Origin of the sequence: Prevotella sp. P5-92, from assembly GCF_002251245.1 — a bacterium.
In the GTDB taxonomy this organism is placed as follows: domain Bacteria; phylum Bacteroidota; class Bacteroidia; order Bacteroidales; family Bacteroidaceae; genus Prevotella.
This window is the reverse complement of the sequence record NZ_NPJG01000035.1, coordinates 1-20,883: the sequence shown is the minus strand read 5'-3', so window position 1 is coordinate 20,883 and position 20,883 is coordinate 1. Positions and strand designations below refer to the sequence as shown.

The following is a 20,883-nucleotide window of genomic DNA, read 5'->3' as shown; positions in this document are numbered from 1 at the left end:
AAGTGACTGTCCAAGCTTGAATCTGTCCAATAATGACAGAAAATCATTGCAGATAGAAGATTTTTCACTCAAAAAGTTGGATAATTCAGAAAAATGACTTAATTTTGCATTCATAACAGATTGTTGATTTTTTGTTTAATATCTTGTTTTTGACCCTTACAAAGATACAACAAATAATTGACAATCTGTTATTTATCCTCAGATTTTTTTCAATATTTTCAAAGAACGAGAAGTCTGTTCCCAATAAATGGGATAAAGGCTTAGTAGCAATTTCAACCACTTCTTTTAGGTGTGGGAAACTTTAATATGTAAGTTACCTTCAACACAAGAGTTAATATCACATTTAGGTGGTAAAGAAGCTATAAAGAAAATGTCAGACCAAACGTTAAAAATGAAAATCAGAGATTTTCACTATAATGTTGCTTGGAATGCTTTTGCAAAAAAATATAAGATAACTCCAGAACAGGCGAAAGATATTTTCGGATTGTTGGATCATGCACCTCATGAAGCTGAAAATGGCATAATGCAACTTGTACCCAATAGTATTCATAATTTCAAAAACTTATACGGGCACAATGGACTTGTTTCAAAGCGAATGGCTGAATTAAGGGCTTTACAATAGAAGTCCTATCAACAATATTTTTTTGCTATTTGTTTATGCCAATATGAAGGACTACCTGCGCAGACATATCTGGATATTATCCAAGCTATACGAGAATCCCAAGGGATTGACGTATAAGGAGTTTGAGTATGAATGGGGACGGACGGAGTTGAACTCGCTGAAGACTCCATTGCCTAAACGAACTTTTGCTGATTGTCTGCGTGCTATAGAGGAAGCTTTCGATATTCAGATTTCGTCTGATGTTCGTAATGGGTACAGGTATCGCATTGTTAACCGTGAATGGCTGGAGAAAGACAATGTGAAGGATTGGTTGCTGTCGGCCTTTGCTGTTAACGGACTGTTGCAGGACAGTAAAGGACTGCGTGATAGGGTGATGTACGAAACGATTCCATATGGAAACGGGCATTTGCTGAAGATATTGGAATGCATGAAGAAAAACCAGGTCGTAAACCTCCTTTATCAGGATTTCTTTGATGATGAGCCTTGCGAGATATTGCTGGAGCCATACTTTGTACGAGTATTCCACCAAAGATGGTATGTCATTGGTGTGATGCTTAATGCGCCTGAGGGCGAAGAGCCTGAGGAACGGACAAAGCAAGGGCGAATACGACGTTATGCGCTTGACAGGGTACATCGGATATTTGCTACAGAGGACACATTCAAGATGCCACGTGGCTTTACTGTAGATTCATATTTTGCTGACGCTTTTGGCATAATCGTTGAGCCGGAAGTGCTTAAAGCAGAACGTATTCGAATAAAGGCGACTGATATCAACCATAGGCGCGATTATCTGCGAAAATTGCCGATACACTGGTCGCAACGTGAGGTGGAGAATCATAGCGACTACTCGATATTTGAAGTAACGGTAATGCCCACCTACGACTTTATTCAGCATATCCTATCGATGAGTAGCGAGGTTGAGGTTTTGTCGCCAAATTATGTAAGGGAAGAGGTCGTCAGATGGGTAAAAGAGATTGCTAAAATATATGGTCTGAAGACACTAGACTTTTGACTTGTTAAGACATGAGCTCTTTCTCTTTCAAAGATGGTCAAAAAGAAAAAAGAGTTGGGTGTAACATCCCATTTTAAAGGATGTTACACCCAATTTCTTATTTTGGAATCTTGCGATTACTCCTCTACTGCTGCCTGCGCGGCGGCAAGACGTGCGATAGGCACGCGGAATGGAGAACAGCTTGCGTAGTTCATGCCAATCTTGGCGCAGAACTTAACAGAGCTGGGCTCACCACCATGCTCACCGCATATACCGCAACGGAGAGACGGACGAACACCACGACCCTTCTCTACTGCCATCTTGATGAGCTGACCAACACCCTTCTGGTCGAGAACCTGGAATGGGTCAACCTTGAGGATCTTCTTGTCGAGATATACAGGCAGGAAGCTGGCGATGTCATCACGAGAGTAACCGAAGGTCATCTGGGTGAGGTCGTTGGTACCGAATGAGAAGTACTCTGCCTCAGTAGCGATACGATCTGCAGTGAGGGCTGCACGAGGAATCTCGATCATTGTACCAATCTCAAACTCAATCTCCACGCCATACTCAGCGAATACCTCCTTGGCAGTCTTCTGGATAATCTCCTTCTGCTGCTTGAGCTCATAGAGGATACCAATCAGCGGAACCATAATCTCTGGCTTCGGATCCTTGCCTTCCTTCTTCAACTCGCAAGCTGCAGAGAGGATAGCGCGTGTCTGCATGGCTGTAATCTCGGGGAATGTGATACCCAAACGGCAACCACGGTGACCGAGCATTGGGTTGTTCTCGGCGAGAGAAGCCACACGACGCTGGATTGTGGCGATGTCAACACCCATCTCATCAGCCATAATCTGCTGACCAGCAAGATCGTGGGGAACGAACTCGTGGAGAGGTGGATCGAGCAAGCGGATGTTAACAGGACAACCGTCCATAGCCTCGAGGATACCCTTGAAGTCGGCCTTCTGATAAGGCAGCAACTTGGCAAGTGCCTTCTCGCGACCCTCAACAGTCTCAGAGAGAATCATCTCGCGCATAGCGACAATCTTCTTGTCCTCGAAGAACATGTGCTCTGTACGTGTAAGACCGATACCCTTAGCACCGAAATCGCGTGCAACCTGTGCGTCGTGGGGAGTATCAGCGTTGGTGCGCACCTGCAACTTGGTATATTTGTCGCAGAGGTCCATCAACTCCTTGAAGTCACCGCTGAGTTCAGCAGCCTTAGTGGGAACTTCGCCTGCATATACCTGTCCGGTAGTACCGTTCAGAGAGATATAGTCACCTTCCTTATATACAACACCGTCGATTTCAACGGTCTTAGCCTTGTAGTCAACATTGATGCCACCGGCACCAGATACGCAGCACTTACCCATACCACGAGCCACAACGGCAGCGTGAGAGGTCATACCTCCACGGGCTGTCAAGATACCCTCGGCAGAAGCCATACCAGCGAGGTCCTCGGGAGAAGTTTCGATACGTACCATGATAACCTTGTGACCATCAGCATGCCATGCCTGTGCATCGTCAGCGTGGAACACAATCTGACCGCAAGCAGCACCAGGAGAAGCAGGCAGACCCTGTGTAATCACCTTAGCCTTCTGCAGGGCGAGCTTGTCGAATACTGGGTGGAGAAGTTCGTCGAGCTTCTGAGGCTCACAACGCAAGATAGCAGTCTTCTCGTCGATCATTCCCTCGTGGAGAAGGTCGATGGCAATCTTCACCATAGCAGTACCCGTACGCTTTCCGTTACGAGTCTGGAGGAACCACAGTTTGCCCTCCTGTACGGTGAATTCCATATCCTGCATGTCATGGTAGTGCTTTTCGAGTTTGTCTTGGAGATCGTTAAGCTGTGCATATATTTCGGGCATAGCCTCTTCCATCGAAGGATACTTGGCTGCGCGCTCTTCTTCGCTAATTCCTGCGCGCTCTGCCCAGCGCTGCGAACCGATCTTTGTAATCTGCTGTGGTGTGCGGATACCTGCAACAACGTCCTCACCCTGTGCATTAACAAGGTACTCACCGTTGAACAGGTTCTCACCATTACCGGCATCACGGCTGAAGCATACACCAGTAGCAGAGGTGTCGCCCATATTACCGAATACCATTGCCATAACGCTGACGGCAGTACCCCACTCGTCGGGAATACCCTCCATCTTGCGATACAGGATGGCACGCTCGTTCATCCAGCTGCGGAACACAGCGCAGATAGCACCCCAAAGCTGCTCGATTGGGTCGTTGGGGAAGTCCTTACCTGTGCGCTCCTTGATAGCAGTCTTAAAGAGGCTAACGAGCTTCTTCAGTTCCTCTACAGAGAGGTCCTTGTCAAGCTTCACGCCACGCTCAGCCTTCACGCTCTCGATAATCTCCTCAAACGGGTCGATGTCTTCCTTGTTCACAGGCTTCATCTCAAGCACTACGTCACCGTACATCTGCACGAAACGACGATAAGAGTCATAAACGAAGTGTGGATTGTTTGTCTTAGCCACAAGTCCCTCTGCCACCTCGTCGTTAAGACCGAGGTTGAGGATTGTGTCCATCATACCAGGCATTGAAGCGCGTGCACCAGAGCGAACACTGACGAGCAGTGGGTTCTTAACATCTCCAAACTTGGAGTTCATAAGCTCCTCAGTGTGCTTAACGGCAGCATTAACCTCATCCTGCAGGATTTCCTTAATCTTCTCCTGACCGACTTCATAATACTCGTTGCAGCAACTGGTTGTGATTGTAAAACCAGGAGGCACTGGCACACCAATAAGGTTCATCTCGGCAAGGTTTGCACCCTTACCACCAAGTTCCTCACGCATTTTTGCGTTTCCTTCGGCTTTTCCGTTTCCAAAGGTATAAACTCTTTTTTCGCTCATAAATTAAAATTGGTTGTTGTATTGTAATTTATTTGTGTCACTTCTATGTTTATAGTCCGAAAGACAATGTTTTCTGCCATTTGGCAAGTTTATCAACTGCAAATGTAATACTTTTTTTGATTTGGTGCAAGAAAAATCGGAAAAAAATGCATCTTTCATGTTACATTTTGTGGATTATTTTGTAAATTTGCACCGAAAATAGACAAAAACAACATAAAAGACAACATAAATGAGTAGAAAAAAGAAGCCTTTCCCCATCCTGGAAAACATCACTATCACCGATGTGGCAGCTGAGGGAAAATCGCTCACAAGAGTTGGCGACATGGTGATCTTCGTGCCCTTTGCAGTGCCAGGAGACGTCGTTGACCTGCAGATAAAAAAGAAAAAACACAGCTACTGCGAGGCTGAAGTTGTAAGGTTTATTAAATATAGTAATGTACGCGCGACCCCTCTGTGCCAGCATTTTGGAATCTGCGGAGGATGTAAATGGCAAAACCTTCCCTACGAGGAGCAGCTAAAGGCAAAACAAAAACAGGTGCACGACCAACTGACAAGAATAGGAAAAGTGCAACTGCCTGACTTCGAACCCATCATGGGCTCGGTGAAGACATTCGAATACCGTAACAAGTTGGAGTTCGGATGCTGTAACAAACGCTGGCTCACACGTGAGCAAGTGGCATCGGGATTCAAATACGACAACATGAACGGCATAGGATTCCATATCACCGGAGCCTTCGACAAGATTTTGCCCATAGAGAAATGCTGGCTCATGGACGACTTGCACAACAGAATAAGAAACAACATTCGCGACTACGCCTTCGAACACGGCCTGAAATTCTTCGACCTCAGGGCTCAGACAGGTCTGCTGCGCGACATTATCATACGCAACTCTAACACCGGCGAGTGGATGGTGATCATTCAGTTTCACTATGACGAGTCAGGCGACGAGACACGAGCATTGGAACTCTTGCAACACGTGGCTGACTCCTTCCCAGAAATCACGGCACTCATGTATGTCAACAACCAGAAATGCAACGACACCATAGGCGACCAGGACGTGATTGTGTTTAAGGGCAACGACCATATCTACGAAACGATGGAAGACCTGAAATTCAAGGTAGGACCCAAGAGTTTCTACCAGACTAACACCGACCAGGCTTACCATCTCTACTGCGTGGCCCGCAACTTTGCACAACTTACAGGCGACGAAACCGTTTACGACCTCTACACCGGCACAGGCACCATCGCCAACTTCGTGGCTCACAAGGCAAAGAAAGTGGTTGGTATTGAGTATGTGCCTGAGGCTATTGAGGACGCGAAGGTAAACTCGCAGGTGAACGGCATCGACAACACTTCCTTCTTCGCAGGAGACATGAAGGATATTCTCACCGATGACTTCATAGCCGAACACGGACAACCTGACGTCATCATCACCGACCCCCCACGCGCTGGAATGCACCCCGACGTAATCAAGGTGATCATGAACGCCGCACCGAAACGTATTGTTTACGTAAGTTGTAACCCCGCAACACAGGCAAGAGACCTGCAACTGCTCGACCCGCTGTATAAAGTGGCGAAAGTACAACCCGTGGACATGTTTCCGCATACGCCGCACGTAGAGAATGTAGTACTGTTGGAAATGAAAAGTGAAGTATGAAGAAGATGATTATATTGGCTGCAATCGCAGCCTCATTGTCAATGCAGGCGAGAGCTGCTGAGACTACAGAAAAGACAAATGCAGACAAAAAAGAAGCCCCAAAGGAACTGAAACTGGCCGACGTGATGAGCAAGCCAAAGATATCAGGTTATCTCATCGGCAACTATAACGCCACATTCCAAGAGGGCAAAAACAGTAACACGTTCAGCATCCGACTCATACGCCTCACCATGACAGGTCGGATACTCAACGACTTTGAATATAAACTACAAGGACAGCTGAACGGCAACTCCAGCACCTTCGGCGAGTCGCCACGCATGGTTGACATGAGCCTTGAATGGCTGAGACACAAGGAGTTCAAGGTCAAGATAGGACAGTTTAAGCGCCCTTTCTCGTTTGAAAACCCTATGAATCCCATCGACATTGGATTCAACTCACAAGCACAGTCAATACAGAAACTCGCAGGATTCAACGACCGCACTGGCGAACAGTCGAGCAGCGGACGTGATATAGGTGTTCAAGTGTCGGGCGACCTTATTCCTAACGCCAACGGCCGACGACTGTTGCACTACGAGGCGGGCGTGTTCAACGGACAAGGCATCAACCGCAAGGATGTGGGCAATCAGAAGGATGTCATCGGAGGCGTTTGGGTGTCACCCATCAAGGGAATGCGCATCGGTGCTTTCGGATGGGTAGGTTCATACGCACGCACCGGTTGGTGGAATGACGGAATGATTGAGGAATCAGGCACAAGAAAGGTGAACCGCTACCGCTACGCCATCTCCGCCGAATACAAAGACGCCGACTGGCAGATACGCTCAGAGTATATCCACAACACCGGCGGTGCGTTCAAAACCACAGCCAACACAAGCGACGACCTGAAGGACTGCAACTACAACGACAAGCTCGGCGACCGTGCCGACGGAGTGTATGTAGCCATGATTGCACCCATCATCAAGGGCAAGCTAAGGGCCAAGGCACGCTACGACCTCTATCGACAGGCTGGCGACTGGGCATCGGCAAAGACTATCTACAAGGCTGGATTCAACTACCTGTTCTGCAAGAACCTTGAGATACAGACCGAATACTCTCTCGTCAACGATCGCAACATCGTCAACCACAACTACAGCATGGCCGACGTACAGTTCAGTGTAAGATTCTAAATAAAAACGACATTATGAAGTTCATAGCGATAATTCCAGCAAGATACGCCTCAACGCGTTTCCCCGGCAAGCCATTGGCCACGCTCGCGGGCAAGCCTGTAATACAACACGTATATGAGAAAGTCAGCAGCGTGGTCGCCGACACGTGGGTAGCTACCGACGACGACCGCATCTTCAATACTGTAGAGGCTTTCGGAGGCAAGGCGATAATGACACGCACCGACCACAAGAGCGGCACCGACCGCATAGAGGAAGCAGTAGAAAAGATTGGCGGCGAATGGGACGTGGTGATCAACGTACAAGGCGACGAGCCCTTCATCCACACGTCACAGATAGAAACCGTCTGCCGCTGTTTCGACGACCCGTCCACAGAGATAGCCACCCTCGGCAAGCCTTTCGGCGACAATATCGAGGCGATAAGCAATCCCAACTCACCGAAAATCGTCATCGACAAGCGAGGCTATGCCCTCTATTTCAGCCGCAGCGTCATTCCATACGTCCGCGGAAAGGAAGCGCATGAATGGGCTCTCTCCTACCCTTTCCTCAAGCATATAGGTCTCTACGCCTATCGCCGCAATGTGCTAAAAGAAGTGACTCGACTGCCACAAGGCACCCTCGAGACAGCTGAAAGCCTCGAACAACTAAGATGGCTTGAGAACGGCTACCGGATAAAGGTAGGACAGACCGACATCGAGACCATTGGCATCGACACCCCAGAAGACTTGGAAAAAGCGGAAGAATATGTCAAAGGACTCGTTTAGCTTCAGGCAGTTTACCGTCAGGCAAGAACGCTGCGCCATGAAGGTAGGCACAGACGGAGTGCTGCTCGGAGCATGGGCGTGCAAGAAACCCGCAGAAAGCCCAATGCGGATACTCGACATCGGCACAGGCACAGGACTCATCGCCCTCTTTCTTGCCCAACGGTTCCCGAATGCTACCATCGAGGCGATTGATATCGACGACGACGCGGTGACACAAGCAAACGAAAACTTCGCGGCATCGCCATTCGCCGACAGACTCACCTCACGCCGCGCATACCTGCAGGATGAAGACGAACAAGAGCGGTACGACCTCGTTGTGTGTAACCCTCCCTTCTTCGTCGATTCGCTCACCTGTCCTGACGACAAGCGCACCATGGCCCGACACGCCAAGACACTCACCCTCGCTGAACTGGCACGAAAAGCAAACCAACTGCTGAAAACAGACGGTACACTGGCAGTGATTATTCCCTCGGAAAACAAGACGACCATGGAGTCAGAATGCATCTTCAACGGCATGAGCCTCCAACGTCTCTGCCGTGTAAAGACAAAAATGACCAAGCCCGAGAAACGCGTTATGATAGAATTTGGCAAACATGCCGATACCATTTATGACGAAGTTTTGATAATTGGAGATGACAAATATAAGGCTTTGACAGGCCATTTCTACTTATAAAGAGTTAAAGAGTTAAAAATCATACCTAATATTAGGTATTTTCTCAGAAAAAATCATTAATTTTGCAGTGCTGAAAATAGCAAATTATTTATTATTCATTTTTAAATAAACGAAGAATATGCAGTATTCTAATGAAGTCAACAACATGTGCGTTGTTGCAAAGGGTCCAAACCACGGACCAGCCCCAATTCCTGAAGAAGGAAAATGGATTCAGGCTAAAGAGATCAAAGACATCTCTGGTTATACCCACGGCGTGGGTTGGTGTGCACCACAGCAGGGAGCTTGCAAGCTGTCGCTGAACATTAAGGAAGGCATCATCCAGGAGTGTCTGGTAGAGACTATCGGTTGTACAGGTATGACACACTCTGCTGCCATGGCTTCTGAGATTCTCCCAGGCAAGACCATCCTCGAGGCTCTCAACACTGACCTCGTTTGTGACGCTATCAACACCGCTATGCGCGAACTCTTCCTTCAGATCGTTTACGGTCGTTCACAGAGCGCATTCTCTGAGGACGGACTCGTTATCGGCGCAGGTCTTGAGGACCTTGGCAAGGGTCTCCGCAGCCAGACAGGTACTCTCTATGGCACCGTTGCCAAGGGTACACGTTACCTCGAGCTTACAGAGGGCTACATCACAAAAATGTTCCTCGACAAGGACAACCAGGTTTGCGGTTACGAATACGTTCACCTCGGCAAGATGATGGAAGCCATCAAGGCAGGTATGGATGCTAACGAGGCTGTGAAGAAGTTCACAGGCTCATACGGTCGCACCAAGGCCGAGCAGGGAATTGTTAAGTCTATTGATCCACGTAAAGAATAATAAGGAGAAACAACTATGATTAGAGAAGTGAAATTCGAAAGCCAGGAGCGCAGAATCAAGCAGGTTCTCGCAGCTCTCAACGAGAACGGTATCAAAGATATCGAAGAGGCTAATCAGATTTGCGAAAATGCAGGTGTTGATCCTTACAAGATTTGCGAGGACACTCAGGGCATCTGCTTCGAGAACGCAAAGTGGGCATACGTTTGCGGTGCTGCCATCGCTATCAAGAAGGGTGTGAAGAGCGCTGCCGAGGCTGCTGAGGCTATCGGTATCGGTCTGCAGGCTTTCTGCATCCCAGGTTCTGTTGCCGACGACCGTAAGGTAGGTATAGGCCATGGTAATCTTGCTGCCCGTCTGCTCCGCGAGGACACACAGTGCTTCGCTTTCCTCGCTGGCCACGAGTCGTTCGCAGCTGCCGAAGGTGCTATCAAGATTGCCGAGATGGCAAACAAGGTTCGCAAGAATCCTCTGCGTTGTATCCTCAACGGTCTTGGCAAGGACGCTGCCATGATCATCAGCCGTATCAACGGCTTCACATACGTACAGACCAAGTTCGACTACTACACAGGTAAGGTAGAGGTTGTTAATCGCACTGCTTACTCTGACGGTCCTCGCGCCAAGGTTAACTGCTATGGTGCTGACGACGTTCGTGAAGGTGTTGCCATCAACTGGCTTGAGGATGTTGACGTTTCCATCACAGGTAACTCAACCAACCCAACCCGCTTCCAGCACCCAGTAGCCGGAACATATAAGAAGGAGCGCGTGCTCGCAGGCAAGCCTTACTTCTCAGTAGCTTCTGGTGGTGGTACAGGTCGTACACTGCACCCAGACAACATGGCTGCAGGTCCTGCTTCTTATGGTATGACCGACACTCTCGGCCGTATGCACTCTGACGCTCAGTTTGCTGGTTCATCTTCTGTTCCTGCTCACGTTGAGATGATGGGCTTCCTCGGTATGGGTAACAACCCAATGGTAGGTGCTACTGTTGCCGTTGCCGTTACTGTTGACATGGCCATCAACAAGAAGTAAGTTGATTCTTTAGTTGACAAGTTAACAAGCTAACAAGCTAACAAGTTGACAAGTTAACAAGTTGATACATAAGAAAAATTAAGGCCTCCGCGTTTTAGTCTTCGACTTTTACGCGGAGGTCTTCTTTTGTATTCCAAAATTATTCTTTTTCTCCCTTTATCTTCTTTTATTATCTTTATTCAATAAACATTGTCTCGTCCATTTCGGAGAGCGACTTTTTCTTCTTGTTTTCCTTCGCGCCAGCCTTTATCAGATTGCGTGCTGCGGTAATGATGCTTGGTCCGCTGTCGGCAGTGGTTATCTTTAGCTTCCCCATCCTCTTGATGGTCTCGTTCATGCTTGTCTCCACATCCATAAAACGTATGCCAAAGTCCTGCACCCTCTCCACCACGATATTTGCTGCATCCATCATGGCCTGTTGGTTGGTCAGTTGGCGCACTTGTGTCCACATCATCTCCAGTACCCTGAGGTTCATATACATAGTTTGCGGTCCGAGTATCAGCACGCCTTCGTCGTAAGCCTCACGCCATAGTGTGTCGTCGTTGAGCAAAGCGAGATTTAGTGCGCCTTCTATCGGTACATACATTATGGCAAAGTTGAGGCGGTTGTAGCCCGAGGGCAGATAGTTTGAGTATTCTTTCTTTGCCAGTCGTTTCACCTGTGCCCTCACGCTGGCAATATGCTGTCGGAGCCATTCCTTCTTCTCATCGCTGCCTTCCTCGGCATTCATATATCTCTCGTAAGCCGTGAACGACATCTTTGAGTCAACCACAACATGGCGGTTGTTTGGGAAATGGAGTATGAAGTCGGGAATGAGTCCCTTGCCGTCGTCACCCTTGGCACGGTTTCCCCCCTTGTCTCTGAGAGTCTCCTGGGTGTCAAACTGCTCGCCCTCTCTCAGTTCCATGTCTTCGAGCAGCTGTTTGAGTTTCAGTTCGCCGAAATTACCTTGCACCTTCACCTCGCCTGTCAGCGCCCTTGTCAGTCGGTCTGCAGTCTCGCCCAACGCAATGCTCTTCTGCATGTTGATCTTTATGGTCTCGTCGAGTCGTGCCAAAGCCTCATACTGCTGTTGCTTCGAGTGGTCGAAGGCCTCCTGCATGTCTTTCAGGCTTTTCTGGAGCGGATCGATAATCTTCGACACCTGTTCCTTGTTTCTCTCACCCAACTCGTCCTGTCGTCTCTTCAGCACTTCCTCTGAGGTAGTCTGCATCTGCTGCTTTATCATTGCGAGTTGGTCTTCCACCTGTTTCCGGTTCATCTCTTTCAGCACGTCGAGCTGTCTCTCAGAGTTTTCCTTTATCTGCCCTATCTGTGTCTCGTAGCTCTCCTTCTGTTGGGCTAACTGCCTACTGAAGGCCTCTTTCATCTCAGCCATCTGTCTCGTGTAAGCATCTTTTATCTCCCCTATCTGCTTCTCCTGCATCGTCTTCCCCACATAGAAGCCCACGCAAGCCATCAGTGCCATTCCTGCCACTGCAATCAAAAATAATGTTGTCATATTTACTTTATTTGCTTATATATATAAAAAGGTGTATGCAAAGGTAGCAATAAAGCTACAAACGGCCAAAGAAACCCGGCTAATTAACATTTACAAAAACGGTGGGAATGGGTGACACGTGTAAAATTGTGTTCTGTAAAGAGTGTGCCATTGACAACGTCTATAAGTTCCGACTTATGTGTTTTTCCCAATTATGCAATGCATCTACAACATCCTCTGCTACATACTCCAAACTTTGGGTATGTTCTACATCATATAAATCAAAAAGTAGGTTCTTTACAAGACCAACCTTGTCAAGACGCTTGTGCATTTCTGAAGGCGAAATGCCCATAAGGTCAGCGGCAGCTCCAATAGCCATTACTGCAAAATGCACTTTTTCTGCCTCGTTGTTATTGTTTTGTATCATACAAACTCGCAATTTTGCTGCAAATATACTGCTTTTTTTATGAATTTTCCAAGAAAAAGCGGAAAAATAAGGGTTACTTTGAATATTTTTCCCAAAAAGTTTTCTCCTTTCTGATAATCTTCGTACCTTTGGAGCGGATTTCCACTTCTGCGGGCCGCAGGCTTCGCAGAGGATTTCCAATAACATTGTGGGTAAAAACAAAAGCATTCGCTATTATTCGCGTTCAGCCAAAAGCGTAGGAAACTTTCATGGATATAACGTAACAAGAATAATATGTGACAGGGTGTCCGTAGATATATGGATGCCTTGGTTAGTTGTATTAGCAATGCAATCACGCAATAGGCGTGATGCATTCTTATAACTGACTGAGGTTTCCTTCCTACGCTACCTCAAAGCTGAACGCAATAAGGTGCATCGCGCCATTATTGTGTCTCGGCGTGATTGATAGTTGAGTGCCAAACGACTATCATTATTTTTATGGCAAACAAGAACCTAAACGCAGCAAAGACGGCAAAGAAGGATGAGTTTTACACTCAGATGTCCGACATAGAGATGGAGTTGCAGCATTATTGGCAGCATTTCCACGATAAAGTTGTGCTGTGCAACTGCGACGACCCTTACGAAAGCAACTTCTTCAAATATTTTGCGCTTCACTTCAATCATCTCGGATTGAAGAAGCTTATCTGCACATGCTATAATGGTTCTCCCATTCAAGGGGATGAATTAACGTTGTCATTTGATTTTGGTGATGAAGAACCTAAGAAAATTGCCCATAAAGTTGTTATTACAGAAGTGAAAGACCTTAACGGCGATGGAGCAGTTGACCTATCGGATGTAAGAATACTTCTGCAAAACGACAAGAACGTGCTCTCAACTCTCGAAACTGGTGATTTTCGCTCAAAGGAATGTATTGAGCTGTTGAAAGAGGCAGACATCGTTGTGACCAATCCTCCATTCTCACTCTTTAGGGAATATATCGCTCAGTTGATGGAGTATGAGAAGAAGTTCTTGATAATCGGGAATGTAAATGCTATAACATACAAAGAGGTCTTTCCGCTGATAATGAATAATAAGGTGTGGTTTGGACCAAGTATTTCAAGTGGGGACAGAAAATTCAATGTGCCTATTGATTATCCATTGAATGCAGCTGGATGTGGCATCGATAGCAATGGGAAAAGATTTATTAGAGTCAAAGGTGTTAGATGGTTCACAAATCTTGATCATAAAAAACGTCATGAGGAGCTTGACTTAGTTTGCCGTTATTCACCAGAAGAATATCCTACATACGAAAATTATGATGCAATAGAAGTAAGTAAAACATCTGATATACCATACGATTATTCAGGAGCAATGGGAGTTCCTATTACATTCTTAGACAAATATAATCCTGAACAATTTGAGATAATTGGTCAGACTCAAGGAGATTCTGGAAAAGAGTTAGGTCTTAGACCATACGATAGAGCATTGAAGAAATATAATAAGAGTCTTCGAGACGGTCAGTTGTATTATATGAAGAATGGTATTCCTGAGAAGCCTTATGCACGAGTATTAATCCGCAACAAATATCCACGCCTATGATGACAATAAAACAAATCAATGTGACCGTTGGAGAGATAACCCAAGGTTATGTCAACGACGAAGAGGAAGGAGTTAGAGGGTATAACGGTCTTCTCGACATTCGTCCGAAATACCAGCGTGAGTTCATATATAGTGATAAAGAACAGAAAGCCGTTATTGAGACGGTCTTAAAGGGGTATCCGCTCAATGTGATGTATTGGGTGAAAAGGAGCGAGGATGCAGAATGTCTATACGAAGTGATGGATGGACAGCAACGCACACTCTCCCTTTGCCAGTATGTTGCAGGAAAATTCAGTGTTGGTGAGAAGAATTATTTCAATCAACCGGCTGATATACAGAAGCGAATCCTAAACTATCAGTTGACAGTTTATGTATGCGAAGGAGAAGAGTCTGAGAAACTGGAATGGTTCAAGACTATCAACATTGCAGGCAAACCGCTCAACGATCAGGAGATTCATAATGCCGTATATGCAGGTCCTTTCGTGAGTGATGCAAAGCGTCATTTCTCAAAGTCAAATTGCGGAGCATACCGCTTGGGTAAAGACTTGGTAGTTGGCACTCCCATTCGTCAGGACTTTCTCAAAAAGGCTCTTGAATGGATGGCTGCCCACGAGACTCGCAATGGGAAGCCGCAGAAGCTTGTAGATTATATGTCGCAACATCAGCACGACCCAAATTCCAACAATCTTTGGACATATTTCCAAAACGTATTGAATTGGGCAATCACCAACTTCAGCATGAAGAAGTTCAAGAAGATAATGAAAGGCCTCGACTGGGCATATTTCTACGACACCTTCCATGAGCAAACTCTTGACATTGTTGCTATAGAGGAAGAGATCTCACGTCTCATGCGAGATAGCGACATTCAGAAGCCCCTCGGCATCATCCCCTACGTCTTGACAAGAGATGAGCATTATCTCGACCTCCGCTCCTTCCCCGACGACGTCAAGCTCGCCGTATGGGAGAAGCAACACCACATCTGCCCCCACTGCCAAAAGGAATTTCCCTTCGAACAGATGGAGGGCGACCACATCACCCCATGGCGCGAAGGCGGAAGGACAGTAGAATCCAACTGCCAAATGCTTTGCAGGGAGTGTAATAGAAGAAAAGGTATTAAGTAACGTTTAACAATAAAAATCAAACAATTATGAAAAAGTTAATTTTATAAATCTTTGCATTATGTATGAGCACAATTGCAATTGCTCAAGAAAAAGTAGTAATTAAAGCTGGTACGATTATTCCCCTTCAAGCTGCTCAAACTGTAAAAGCTGCTGATGTCAATGAAGGCCAAGTTATTGATTTTGTCACTGTTTCTCCATTGACCGTTGAAGGGAGAACTGTTTTTGAGCGTGGTACTATTGTTAAGGGCAAAGTGCTAGAAGCAAGTAAGAGTACAATTGCAGGAACAAAAGGTAGGCTAGTAATTTCGATACAAAAAATGACTCTGCCTAATGGTACTCCTCTTTTCTTTTCTGATACAACAGTACGTGTATATGGAAAAAATAAGACACCACTTGCGGTAGTATTAGGCTGTTTGGTTTGGCCATGTATCTTTATTCCTGGTACAAAGGCACAGATGCCCCAAGGATATGAGGTTGAGGCAATGGTCTCAAGTAATACGGAATATTCTTTCTGATTTAGGCAAGATTTCCCATTTTACAGAAAAACCTTATACAACTATCTATCCCAACAAGGTTATTAACCCTACGTTCGTAAGGATAATAACCTTGGCTCATAAATATTAATAACCTTGTGTCAGATGAAAGTATATTGATTTTATCCGTTTTAATATCCCAAGAAAAATGAATCATTGCATTTATCCTTCAACCTTCACCAGTCGTGCTGCATCCCATGTGTTTATCGGGGTTTCGAGAGGTGAAGGTTGCCCGCAGAACCTTCACCCAACCTTCATCTTAAGGCAGTAAATATTTCTACTTGCCTATGATTAGAGTTATCTGCCGAATCAAGTTGTTTGTTGGATTTATTAATGGTTCGATGATTTCTTTCGAAGCATTGAAAGAGCAGTTGTAGTCACTTTTTTCTCTCATAGTTTGTAGTGAGGAATAAAGTTTTGCCAATTCAACAGACAGTTTGCCTGTCTTCACGTATTGCATGTAAAGCATTGAATTAACCCCATGGTGAGTATGAACGCTTATCCCATCATTTATAAGAAGAGCGCATACTGCATGGAAAGCGGCATAATATAAACGGTTGGCTGCTCCATCCCAAAATTCATTGTTAGCTAAAACATAAACTTGTTCCATTGTCTTATGGGCTTTATTGAGCTCATGTTCAACCATGATTCTTCTTTCTTCGTCACTTAGGCTCATATCAGCACCATTTTATCTTGTTCAACATTCTGGTGGAATGGGGTATAAGAGTAATCCTCCCATTCTTTTTTGGAATACACTTGCGGATTGATTTCTTCATTCATATCCCAGCCTAAAACTCTAAAGGGATAGGCATAGTCATAATCTTCTGATGTCAGTTGAGGCTTGTCTAATATGATAAGAATATCCCAGTCGCTGTTTGCATGTTCCTCATGGCGAGCCCTCGACCCAAATAGCAACAATGAAGATTTTGGCGGCAATGTCTCCCTTGCCACTTTCTTGATGCTGTCTATGATATATTCATTGCTTGCCATATATTAATCGTGTTTAAACCGATGCAAATATACGTATTATTCCCGAAATGGCAAAGGAATTTGAGGAAAATATCTTTTTTATTTAAAAAGTGCGCCAAAATGTTGTTCTTTCAGATAAAATGTATTATCTTTGCAAGTAGATTTTAGTAATATATGGTGATTTATGGTGAAGTTGGATATGAATAATTTCGTCAAATTAACGTTAACAAGTTAACACCTGCCGCTCCGTTCCTCCATGTAGTCAAAGCAATAGTCCAGGCCACCGTTTTTTTTCCTCGCGAGGAAAAAATATTTTCTCCCCGAGTAAGTCGATTATTCTACCGACAGACCACATTAACACAAGAGGGAAGCCTCTTAGTGAAGTGTTAACTTGTTAACGCGTAACTTGCATTGAAACGCATTTTTTACTTTAAAAGAAATATTTTATATTATTTATAACATTTTACTCTAAGAGGCTTACATGTACTCACTATAGTTATTATAAATATTCACCATAGCTATCATAAAGTTCTCATTAAAGTTATTATAATTTTATTAGAACAGGCATCTAATCTACGTTCCGCACTGCGGAACGTACATTCACCACTGCGGAACGTACATTCCGCAGTGCGGAATATACATACCGCAGTGTGGAACATAACTCAAACATAGGCTTCACATAACATTATATTACCCTTTGTGATAAAAATCTGAATAGATAGAGTGAAATAATCAATTCGCTCTGTTCACTACATGCGACAATAGTCATATCACTAAGGATTTATCTAACGACTCTGGTGAATTCTGGTTGCTCGTCCTTTGCCACAGTGATATATACTTTGGCCGAGGCTGTAGAGCCATCCATCGACTTTGAATTTACAGTGAAGAGGTATTCAGTGGTATCTCCCATGGTGCGCTTGCAAGCACTGACGGGAGTGCCTATTGGCATGGGATAGTCGCCACAGGCCTTAGCGAATATGGCTTTCTCTTCGTCGCCTATGGGGTGCTGTTCAGAGAAGTCGGGACGCTCAGCTATCTTACCTTCAACAAATCCGCAGCCAATGAGGAATTCCTTTATCTCGTCTTTTGATTTATCCACTCGGGCGTTGCGCACTCCATAGCCGTCGAGCACCTTTGCCTCTTTCACGGCTTCTTTCAGATGGGCCACGCTTGCCTCAAGACCGCCGCTGCCAAACGTGCAGAACGGGATGATCACCTTGCCATCGAGTGCTCCACTCTTTATTAGTGAGGCCACGGGAGGGGCGTAGGTTCCAAACCATATAGGATAGCCGAAGAAGATGGTGTCGTAGGCGGCGATGTCCTTGTCGAATGTAGCGAGCTTGGGCAATATGCTGTCTGCCATCTCTTTTTGGCATCGGGCTATGGTCTCGTTAAAATTGCCGTTGTATGGATACTCCGCTTCGATGCGCAGTGTGTCGATGCCTGTCTGTCGGCTAATCTCCTGTGCCACCTTTGCCGTGGCGCCAGTCTGCGAGTAATACACTACCAAACATTTCTCGTGGTTTACGGCGCCTCGGGCGTCGTTTTTCGGCGAGCATCCTACTAATGAGGCTATTGCTGCCAGAAATAAATAAATTTTTTTCATGTTTTGTTGAATATTGATAATAAAATTCATACTGTTTGCGGCAGCCTAATCACCATGCGGCATCCTATGGTATATTTTGTGTCAATATATATTGAGCCATTCAGACGTTTCATCACTTCGCGGCATATAGCCAATCCCAAACCAGTGCCTTGGGTGAAATCATCTACCTTGGTAAACTCCTGGAACACCCACTCGCTCTTGTCCTTGGGTATGCCCTTGCCGCAGTCGCTCACTGTTATTTCAGTGTGGCTGTCGTCTTGTTTGGCTGAAATGGTGATGAGGCTGTTGCCTGCAACTTTCACTGCATTGTCCACCACCAAGGTCAGTACCTTGGCGAGAAGGGTGTGGTCGGTGTTCACCATAATGTCATCACTGGCGGGCGCGACAATCATCTCTCCGTCTTTGGGCAGCAACCCTCTGTAGTTGGCACTGATATCGACTATTAAGTCACAGATGTTCACTGGTTCTAAGTTGACAGGGATATTCTGTATGTCGGAGGCGTAGAGCACGTCGTCGATAATCTTTGTTAGTTCATTGCTCTTCTCGGTGATCACGTCGGTCATTTGCTTACAATCCTCGTTGTCGCCAAACATGGAAGCGAACACTTGTGAGAATCCAACTATGGCGTTCAGCGGTGTGCGAATCTCGTGTTTGATGCTATTGATGAACGAGTTTTTCACCTTCAAGGCACGTTCGATCTTCTGGTACGACTCGTTGATGGCGGCATTGGCAGCCTTGAGCTTGCGCGATGCTCTCACCTGCGACACTATCACAACGACCAACAACACCAGCACTACCAGTATCAGTCCAATGATAACATATGCCGTCAGCAGCTGCTTGTCTTTCATCTCGTTCTGCAGTTGCATGTTCTCATATTCATATTGCTTCACATTGAACAGTTCAGACATCTCTTCGCTGTTGGTCAGCGACTGGCGTATGCGATTGGAATCGTTGAGGGCCATGAATTTCTCCAAATAATCGAATGCCACGGGATAATTGCGCAGTCCCTTGTAAATTGTGGCCATATCGCGATAGTACGACTCGTTATACGGCATGATTTCCATATCCTGCTTTATCTTCACCAACGAGTCGCTGGCCGCAAGGGCTTCCTTCCACTTTTCCGACCTAATATATTCCTGCATACGCAGTGCAAAGAGCAGTCGGCGGGAGTCTTCCTTCCTATCTTCATCTGTGTCTTTCTCAAGCAGGCCCATATAGTAGTGAGCCTTGTCCTTGTTTCCATTCTTCGACAAGATATGATAGTAGGCAGAGGTGTACCACAGGAAATTCTCACGGAAGTCGCGCATGGCGTCATTTGTTTTGCCCTTGTTGGCCTTGCTTATCGAGTCGGCCTTGGCCAGGCATGGCAGCACGAGATGATCATACTTCTTTGTGTCTATATACGACAGAGCCGCATACACATAGATATTGGCAGCCATATAGTTGTTGCCACTTTCAATATTCTTGATGAGCAACGATAGTTCCTTTAGTTCCATCTCTTCGAGCCTCATATCCCTATAGCACTCGTAAATGGCAAAGTGAGCTATGTTAAACACCTTGGGCGACTTGATATTGGCCACCATCTCCTTGGCTATGACTATAGCCGAATGGAAGCGTCCTAAATCCTGAAACCCGAATATCACATACTTATAAGCCAGGATAAAAGCCTGCACTTGCTTATCCTTGTCCTTTATGTCGCGATGCATGTCCTTGATCATGGCCTGTGCTTTTTCGGGCTGTCCCTGCCAAAGCGAGATGACAAAGATATACTGCATGTAGGCCATCGCCATACCCGTCTCGTCGTGGGCTTCTTTCGATGCTTTCATCAGTTTGTCGATGCGTCTTGTCACATCCTTGTCATAGATATGAGTCTCCACATCTGTGTGAAGAGAGTCAATGAGGGCCGACTTAAACTGCTGCCCGTTGCTCCACAGACGTGTACTGATTGCCATCAGCAAGCATATTATGATAACGATTCGTCTTTTCATCATGTAGTCTTCTTGTTAGATAACTTATACATTATGGTTGTCTTCTTTTACAACAATCACCATTTTTTTTCATTTTGACACAAAGCCTCGGGTCATTCCCCTTGGCCTAAACTGTCGTTGTTAGGGAATTAGTGCGTATTACCAATAAATCCGCTGCAAATTTATGCATTATTCCCGAAACGGCAAAGGATTATTCGGGGAAAAGTGGTTTTTTATTGTAAAAGTATAAAGACGATGCTTTCCTTTACATGAAAAGTGTTACCTTTGCAGAGGGAAATGCAAATCGTGAGAAAAAACGACAAGCCTACTTGATTGTTTTGCCGAGATGCAGCTTACCTTTACACCACAATAACAAATAAGAGTTTCCCACACCCACAGAAGCAGCTGTAGTGGGGATTGACTCTTTTAACAATAGATATTAAACAATTATCCTTTAGGTATTTCGCTCTTTCTGCTTAAAAAGCGTTAATCCATAGGTTTCTTTTTGAAATCTTGATCACATCTGAGAATGCGTTCCAAGTCTTGCCTTGTTTCTTCATCTGCCATAGCCCTCTCAAGCAGGTCATCCAGTGTGGAATCAAAGAGACTCGCAATTTTCTCAAGCAAT

General features: G+C 45.7%; 18 protein-coding genes. 11 read left to right on the top strand and 7 right to left on the bottom strand.

Annotated features, from left to right (window positions below; all coding sequences use genetic code 11):
* The first annotated feature begins 289 nt into the window (after positions 1-289).
* Together CIK99_RS03530 and CIK99_RS03525 are read left to right on the top strand one after the other, a co-directional pair.
* A complete protein-coding gene (locus CIK99_RS03530) occupies positions 290-622 on the top strand; it encodes a hypothetical protein (RefSeq protein ID WP_094379834.1) in 333 nt (110 codons plus the stop codon).
* A gap of 43 nt (positions 623-665) precedes the next feature.
* Positions 666-1,634, top strand: a complete 969-nt coding sequence (locus CIK99_RS03525; RefSeq protein ID WP_094379832.1) for a YafY family protein — start codon at positions 666-668, stop codon at positions 1,632-1,634.
* 116 nt (positions 1,635-1,750) lie between these two features.
* Here CIK99_RS03525 and ppdK read toward each other — a convergent pair whose 3' ends face one another.
* On the bottom strand, positions 1,751-4,471 hold the full coding sequence (ppdK, locus tag CIK99_RS03520; RefSeq protein WP_094379830.1) for a pyruvate, phosphate dikinase: 2,721 nt from the start codon (positions 4,469-4,471) through the stop codon (positions 1,751-1,753).
* 229 nt (positions 4,472-4,700) lie between these two features.
* On the opposite strand from ppdK, the gene rlmD reads away from it, so the two are divergent.
* From rlmD to CIK99_RS03490, 6 genes are all read left to right on the top strand, one after another.
* Positions 4,701-6,128, top strand: coding sequence for a 23S rRNA (uracil(1939)-C(5))-methyltransferase RlmD (gene rlmD, locus CIK99_RS03515; protein ID WP_094379828.1), 1,428 nt, complete (start codon positions 4,701-4,703; stop codon positions 6,126-6,128).
* Complete coding sequence (locus CIK99_RS03510) at positions 6,125-7,291, top strand: porin (protein ID WP_094379826.1); 1,167 nt, start codon at positions 6,125-6,127, stop codon at positions 7,289-7,291. Before rlmD ends, CIK99_RS03510 begins: the two co-directional genes overlap by 4 nt.
* A gap of 14 nt (positions 7,292-7,305) precedes the next feature.
* A complete protein-coding gene (kdsB, locus tag CIK99_RS03505) occupies positions 7,306-8,052 on the top strand; it encodes a 3-deoxy-manno-octulosonate cytidylyltransferase (protein WP_094379824.1) in 747 nt (248 codons plus the stop codon).
* Positions 8,033-8,725: a tRNA1(Val) (adenine(37)-N6)-methyltransferase gene (locus tag CIK99_RS03500; protein ID WP_094379822.1), complete on the top strand. Its 693-nt coding sequence runs from the start codon at positions 8,033-8,035 to the stop codon at positions 8,723-8,725. Before kdsB ends, CIK99_RS03500 begins: the two co-directional genes overlap by 20 nt.
* Before the next feature lie 118 nt (positions 8,726-8,843).
* The gene (locus CIK99_RS03495) at positions 8,844-9,545 is read left to right on the top strand and encodes an iron-sulfur cluster assembly scaffold protein (RefSeq protein WP_094379820.1); all 702 of its coding nucleotides are present in this window, start codon (positions 8,844-8,846) and stop codon (positions 9,543-9,545) included.
* Positions 9,546-9,560: 15 nt separating this feature from the next.
* Positions 9,561-10,574, top strand: coding sequence for a GGGtGRT protein (locus CIK99_RS03490; RefSeq protein ID WP_094379816.1), 1,014 nt, complete (start codon positions 9,561-9,563; stop codon positions 10,572-10,574).
* 175 nt (positions 10,575-10,749) lie between these two features.
* Here CIK99_RS03490 and rmuC read toward each other — a convergent pair whose 3' ends face one another.
* Positions 10,750-12,075: a DNA recombination protein RmuC gene (rmuC, locus tag CIK99_RS03485; protein ID WP_094379814.1), complete on the bottom strand. Its 1,326-nt coding sequence runs from the start codon at positions 12,073-12,075 to the stop codon at positions 10,750-10,752.
* A 160-nt stretch (positions 12,076-12,235) separates the two neighbouring features.
* Complete coding sequence (locus CIK99_RS15705) at positions 12,236-12,667, bottom strand: DUF3791 domain-containing protein (protein ID WP_254047709.1); 432 nt, start codon at positions 12,665-12,667, stop codon at positions 12,236-12,238.
* Between the two features lie 291 nt (positions 12,668-12,958).
* On the opposite strand from CIK99_RS15705, the gene CIK99_RS03475 reads away from it, so the two are divergent.
* The 3 genes from CIK99_RS03475 to CIK99_RS03465 all read left to right on the top strand — a co-directional run bounded on the left by CIK99_RS03475 (position 12,959) and on the right by CIK99_RS03465 (position 15,695).
* Entirely contained in the window at positions 12,959-14,059 is a 1,101-nt protein-coding gene (locus CIK99_RS03475) for an adenine-specific methyltransferase EcoRI family protein (RefSeq protein ID WP_094379838.1), read from the top strand.
* The gene (locus tag CIK99_RS03470) at positions 14,056-15,180 is read left to right on the top strand and encodes a DUF262 domain-containing protein (protein ID WP_254047708.1); all 1,125 of its coding nucleotides are present in this window, start codon (positions 14,056-14,058) and stop codon (positions 15,178-15,180) included. The genes CIK99_RS03475 and CIK99_RS03470 overlap by 4 nt, the downstream gene beginning before the upstream one ends.
* A 62-nt stretch (positions 15,181-15,242) precedes the next feature.
* The gene (locus CIK99_RS03465) at positions 15,243-15,695 is read left to right on the top strand and encodes a hypothetical protein (protein ID WP_094379812.1); all 453 of its coding nucleotides are present in this window, start codon (positions 15,243-15,245) and stop codon (positions 15,693-15,695) included.
* A 295-nt stretch (positions 15,696-15,990) separates the two neighbouring features.
* Here CIK99_RS03465 and CIK99_RS03460 read toward each other — a convergent pair whose 3' ends face one another.
* The 4 genes from CIK99_RS03460 to CIK99_RS03445 all read right to left on the bottom strand — a co-directional run bounded on the left by CIK99_RS03460 (position 15,991) and on the right by CIK99_RS03445 (position 20,279).
* A complete protein-coding gene (locus CIK99_RS03460) occupies positions 15,991-16,389 on the bottom strand; it encodes a HEPN domain-containing protein (RefSeq protein ID WP_094379809.1) in 399 nt (132 codons plus the stop codon).
* Positions 16,386-16,703 (bottom strand): nucleotidyltransferase domain-containing protein, encoded by a 318-nt coding sequence (locus CIK99_RS03455; protein WP_094379807.1) that lies wholly within the window; start codon positions 16,701-16,703, stop codon positions 16,386-16,388. Before CIK99_RS03455 ends, CIK99_RS03460 begins: the two co-directional genes overlap by 4 nt.
* Positions 16,704-17,463: 760 nt before the next feature.
* Positions 17,464-18,288, bottom strand: coding sequence for a flavodoxin (locus CIK99_RS03450; RefSeq protein ID WP_094379805.1), 825 nt, complete (start codon positions 18,286-18,288; stop codon positions 17,464-17,466).
* Between the two features lie 26 nt (positions 18,289-18,314).
* Positions 18,315-20,279 (bottom strand): ATP-binding protein, encoded by a 1,965-nt coding sequence (locus tag CIK99_RS03445; protein ID WP_094379803.1) that lies wholly within the window; start codon positions 20,277-20,279, stop codon positions 18,315-18,317.
* Positions 20,280-20,883 lie beyond the last annotated feature (604 nt).

Excerpts from the sequence above, each read along its gene's own strand:
- CIK99_RS03470 (WP_254047708.1), top strand. The coding sequence starts at position 14,056 with ATGATGACAATAAAACAAATCAATGTGACCGTTGGAGAGATAACCCAA.
- CIK99_RS03495 (WP_094379820.1), top strand. The coding sequence starts at position 8,844 with ATGCAGTATTCTAATGAAGTCAACAACATGTGCGTTGTTGCAAAGGGT.
- CIK99_RS03525 (WP_094379832.1), top strand. The coding sequence starts at position 666 with ATGAAGGACTACCTGCGCAGACATATCTGGATATTATCCAAGCTATAC.
- rmuC (WP_094379814.1), bottom strand. The coding sequence starts at position 12,075 with ATGACAACATTATTTTTGATTGCAGTGGCAGGAATGGCACTGATGGCT.
- rlmD (WP_094379828.1), top strand. The coding sequence starts at position 4,701 with ATGAGTAGAAAAAAGAAGCCTTTCCCCATCCTGGAAAACATCACTATC.
- CIK99_RS03465 (WP_094379812.1), top strand. The coding sequence starts at position 15,243 with ATGAGCACAATTGCAATTGCTCAAGAAAAAGTAGTAATTAAAGCTGGT.
- ppdK (WP_094379830.1), bottom strand. The coding sequence starts at position 4,471 with ATGAGCGAAAAAAGAGTTTATACCTTTGGAAACGGAAAAGCCGAAGGA.
- CIK99_RS15705 (WP_254047709.1), bottom strand. The coding sequence starts at position 12,667 with ATGTTATTGGAAATCCTCTGCGAAGCCTGCGGCCCGCAGAAGTGGAAA.
- kdsB (WP_094379824.1), top strand. The coding sequence starts at position 7,306 with ATGAAGTTCATAGCGATAATTCCAGCAAGATACGCCTCAACGCGTTTC.
- CIK99_RS03455 (WP_094379807.1), bottom strand. The coding sequence starts at position 16,703 with ATGGCAAGCAATGAATATATCATAGACAGCATCAAGAAAGTGGCAAGG.
- CIK99_RS03445 (WP_094379803.1), bottom strand. The coding sequence starts at position 20,279 with ATGATGAAAAGACGAATCGTTATCATAATATGCTTGCTGATGGCAATC.
- CIK99_RS03490 (WP_094379816.1), top strand. The coding sequence starts at position 9,561 with ATGATTAGAGAAGTGAAATTCGAAAGCCAGGAGCGCAGAATCAAGCAG.
- CIK99_RS03460 (WP_094379809.1), bottom strand. The coding sequence starts at position 16,389 with ATGAGCCTAAGTGACGAAGAAAGAAGAATCATGGTTGAACATGAGCTC.
- CIK99_RS03500 (WP_094379822.1), top strand. The coding sequence starts at position 8,033 with ATGTCAAAGGACTCGTTTAGCTTCAGGCAGTTTACCGTCAGGCAAGAA.
- CIK99_RS03450 (WP_094379805.1), bottom strand. The coding sequence starts at position 18,288 with ATGAAAAAAATTTATTTATTTCTGGCAGCAATAGCCTCATTAGTAGGA.
- CIK99_RS03475 (WP_094379838.1), top strand. The coding sequence starts at position 12,959 with ATGGCAAACAAGAACCTAAACGCAGCAAAGACGGCAAAGAAGGATGAG.
- CIK99_RS03510 (WP_094379826.1), top strand. The coding sequence starts at position 6,125 with ATGAAGAAGATGATTATATTGGCTGCAATCGCAGCCTCATTGTCAATG.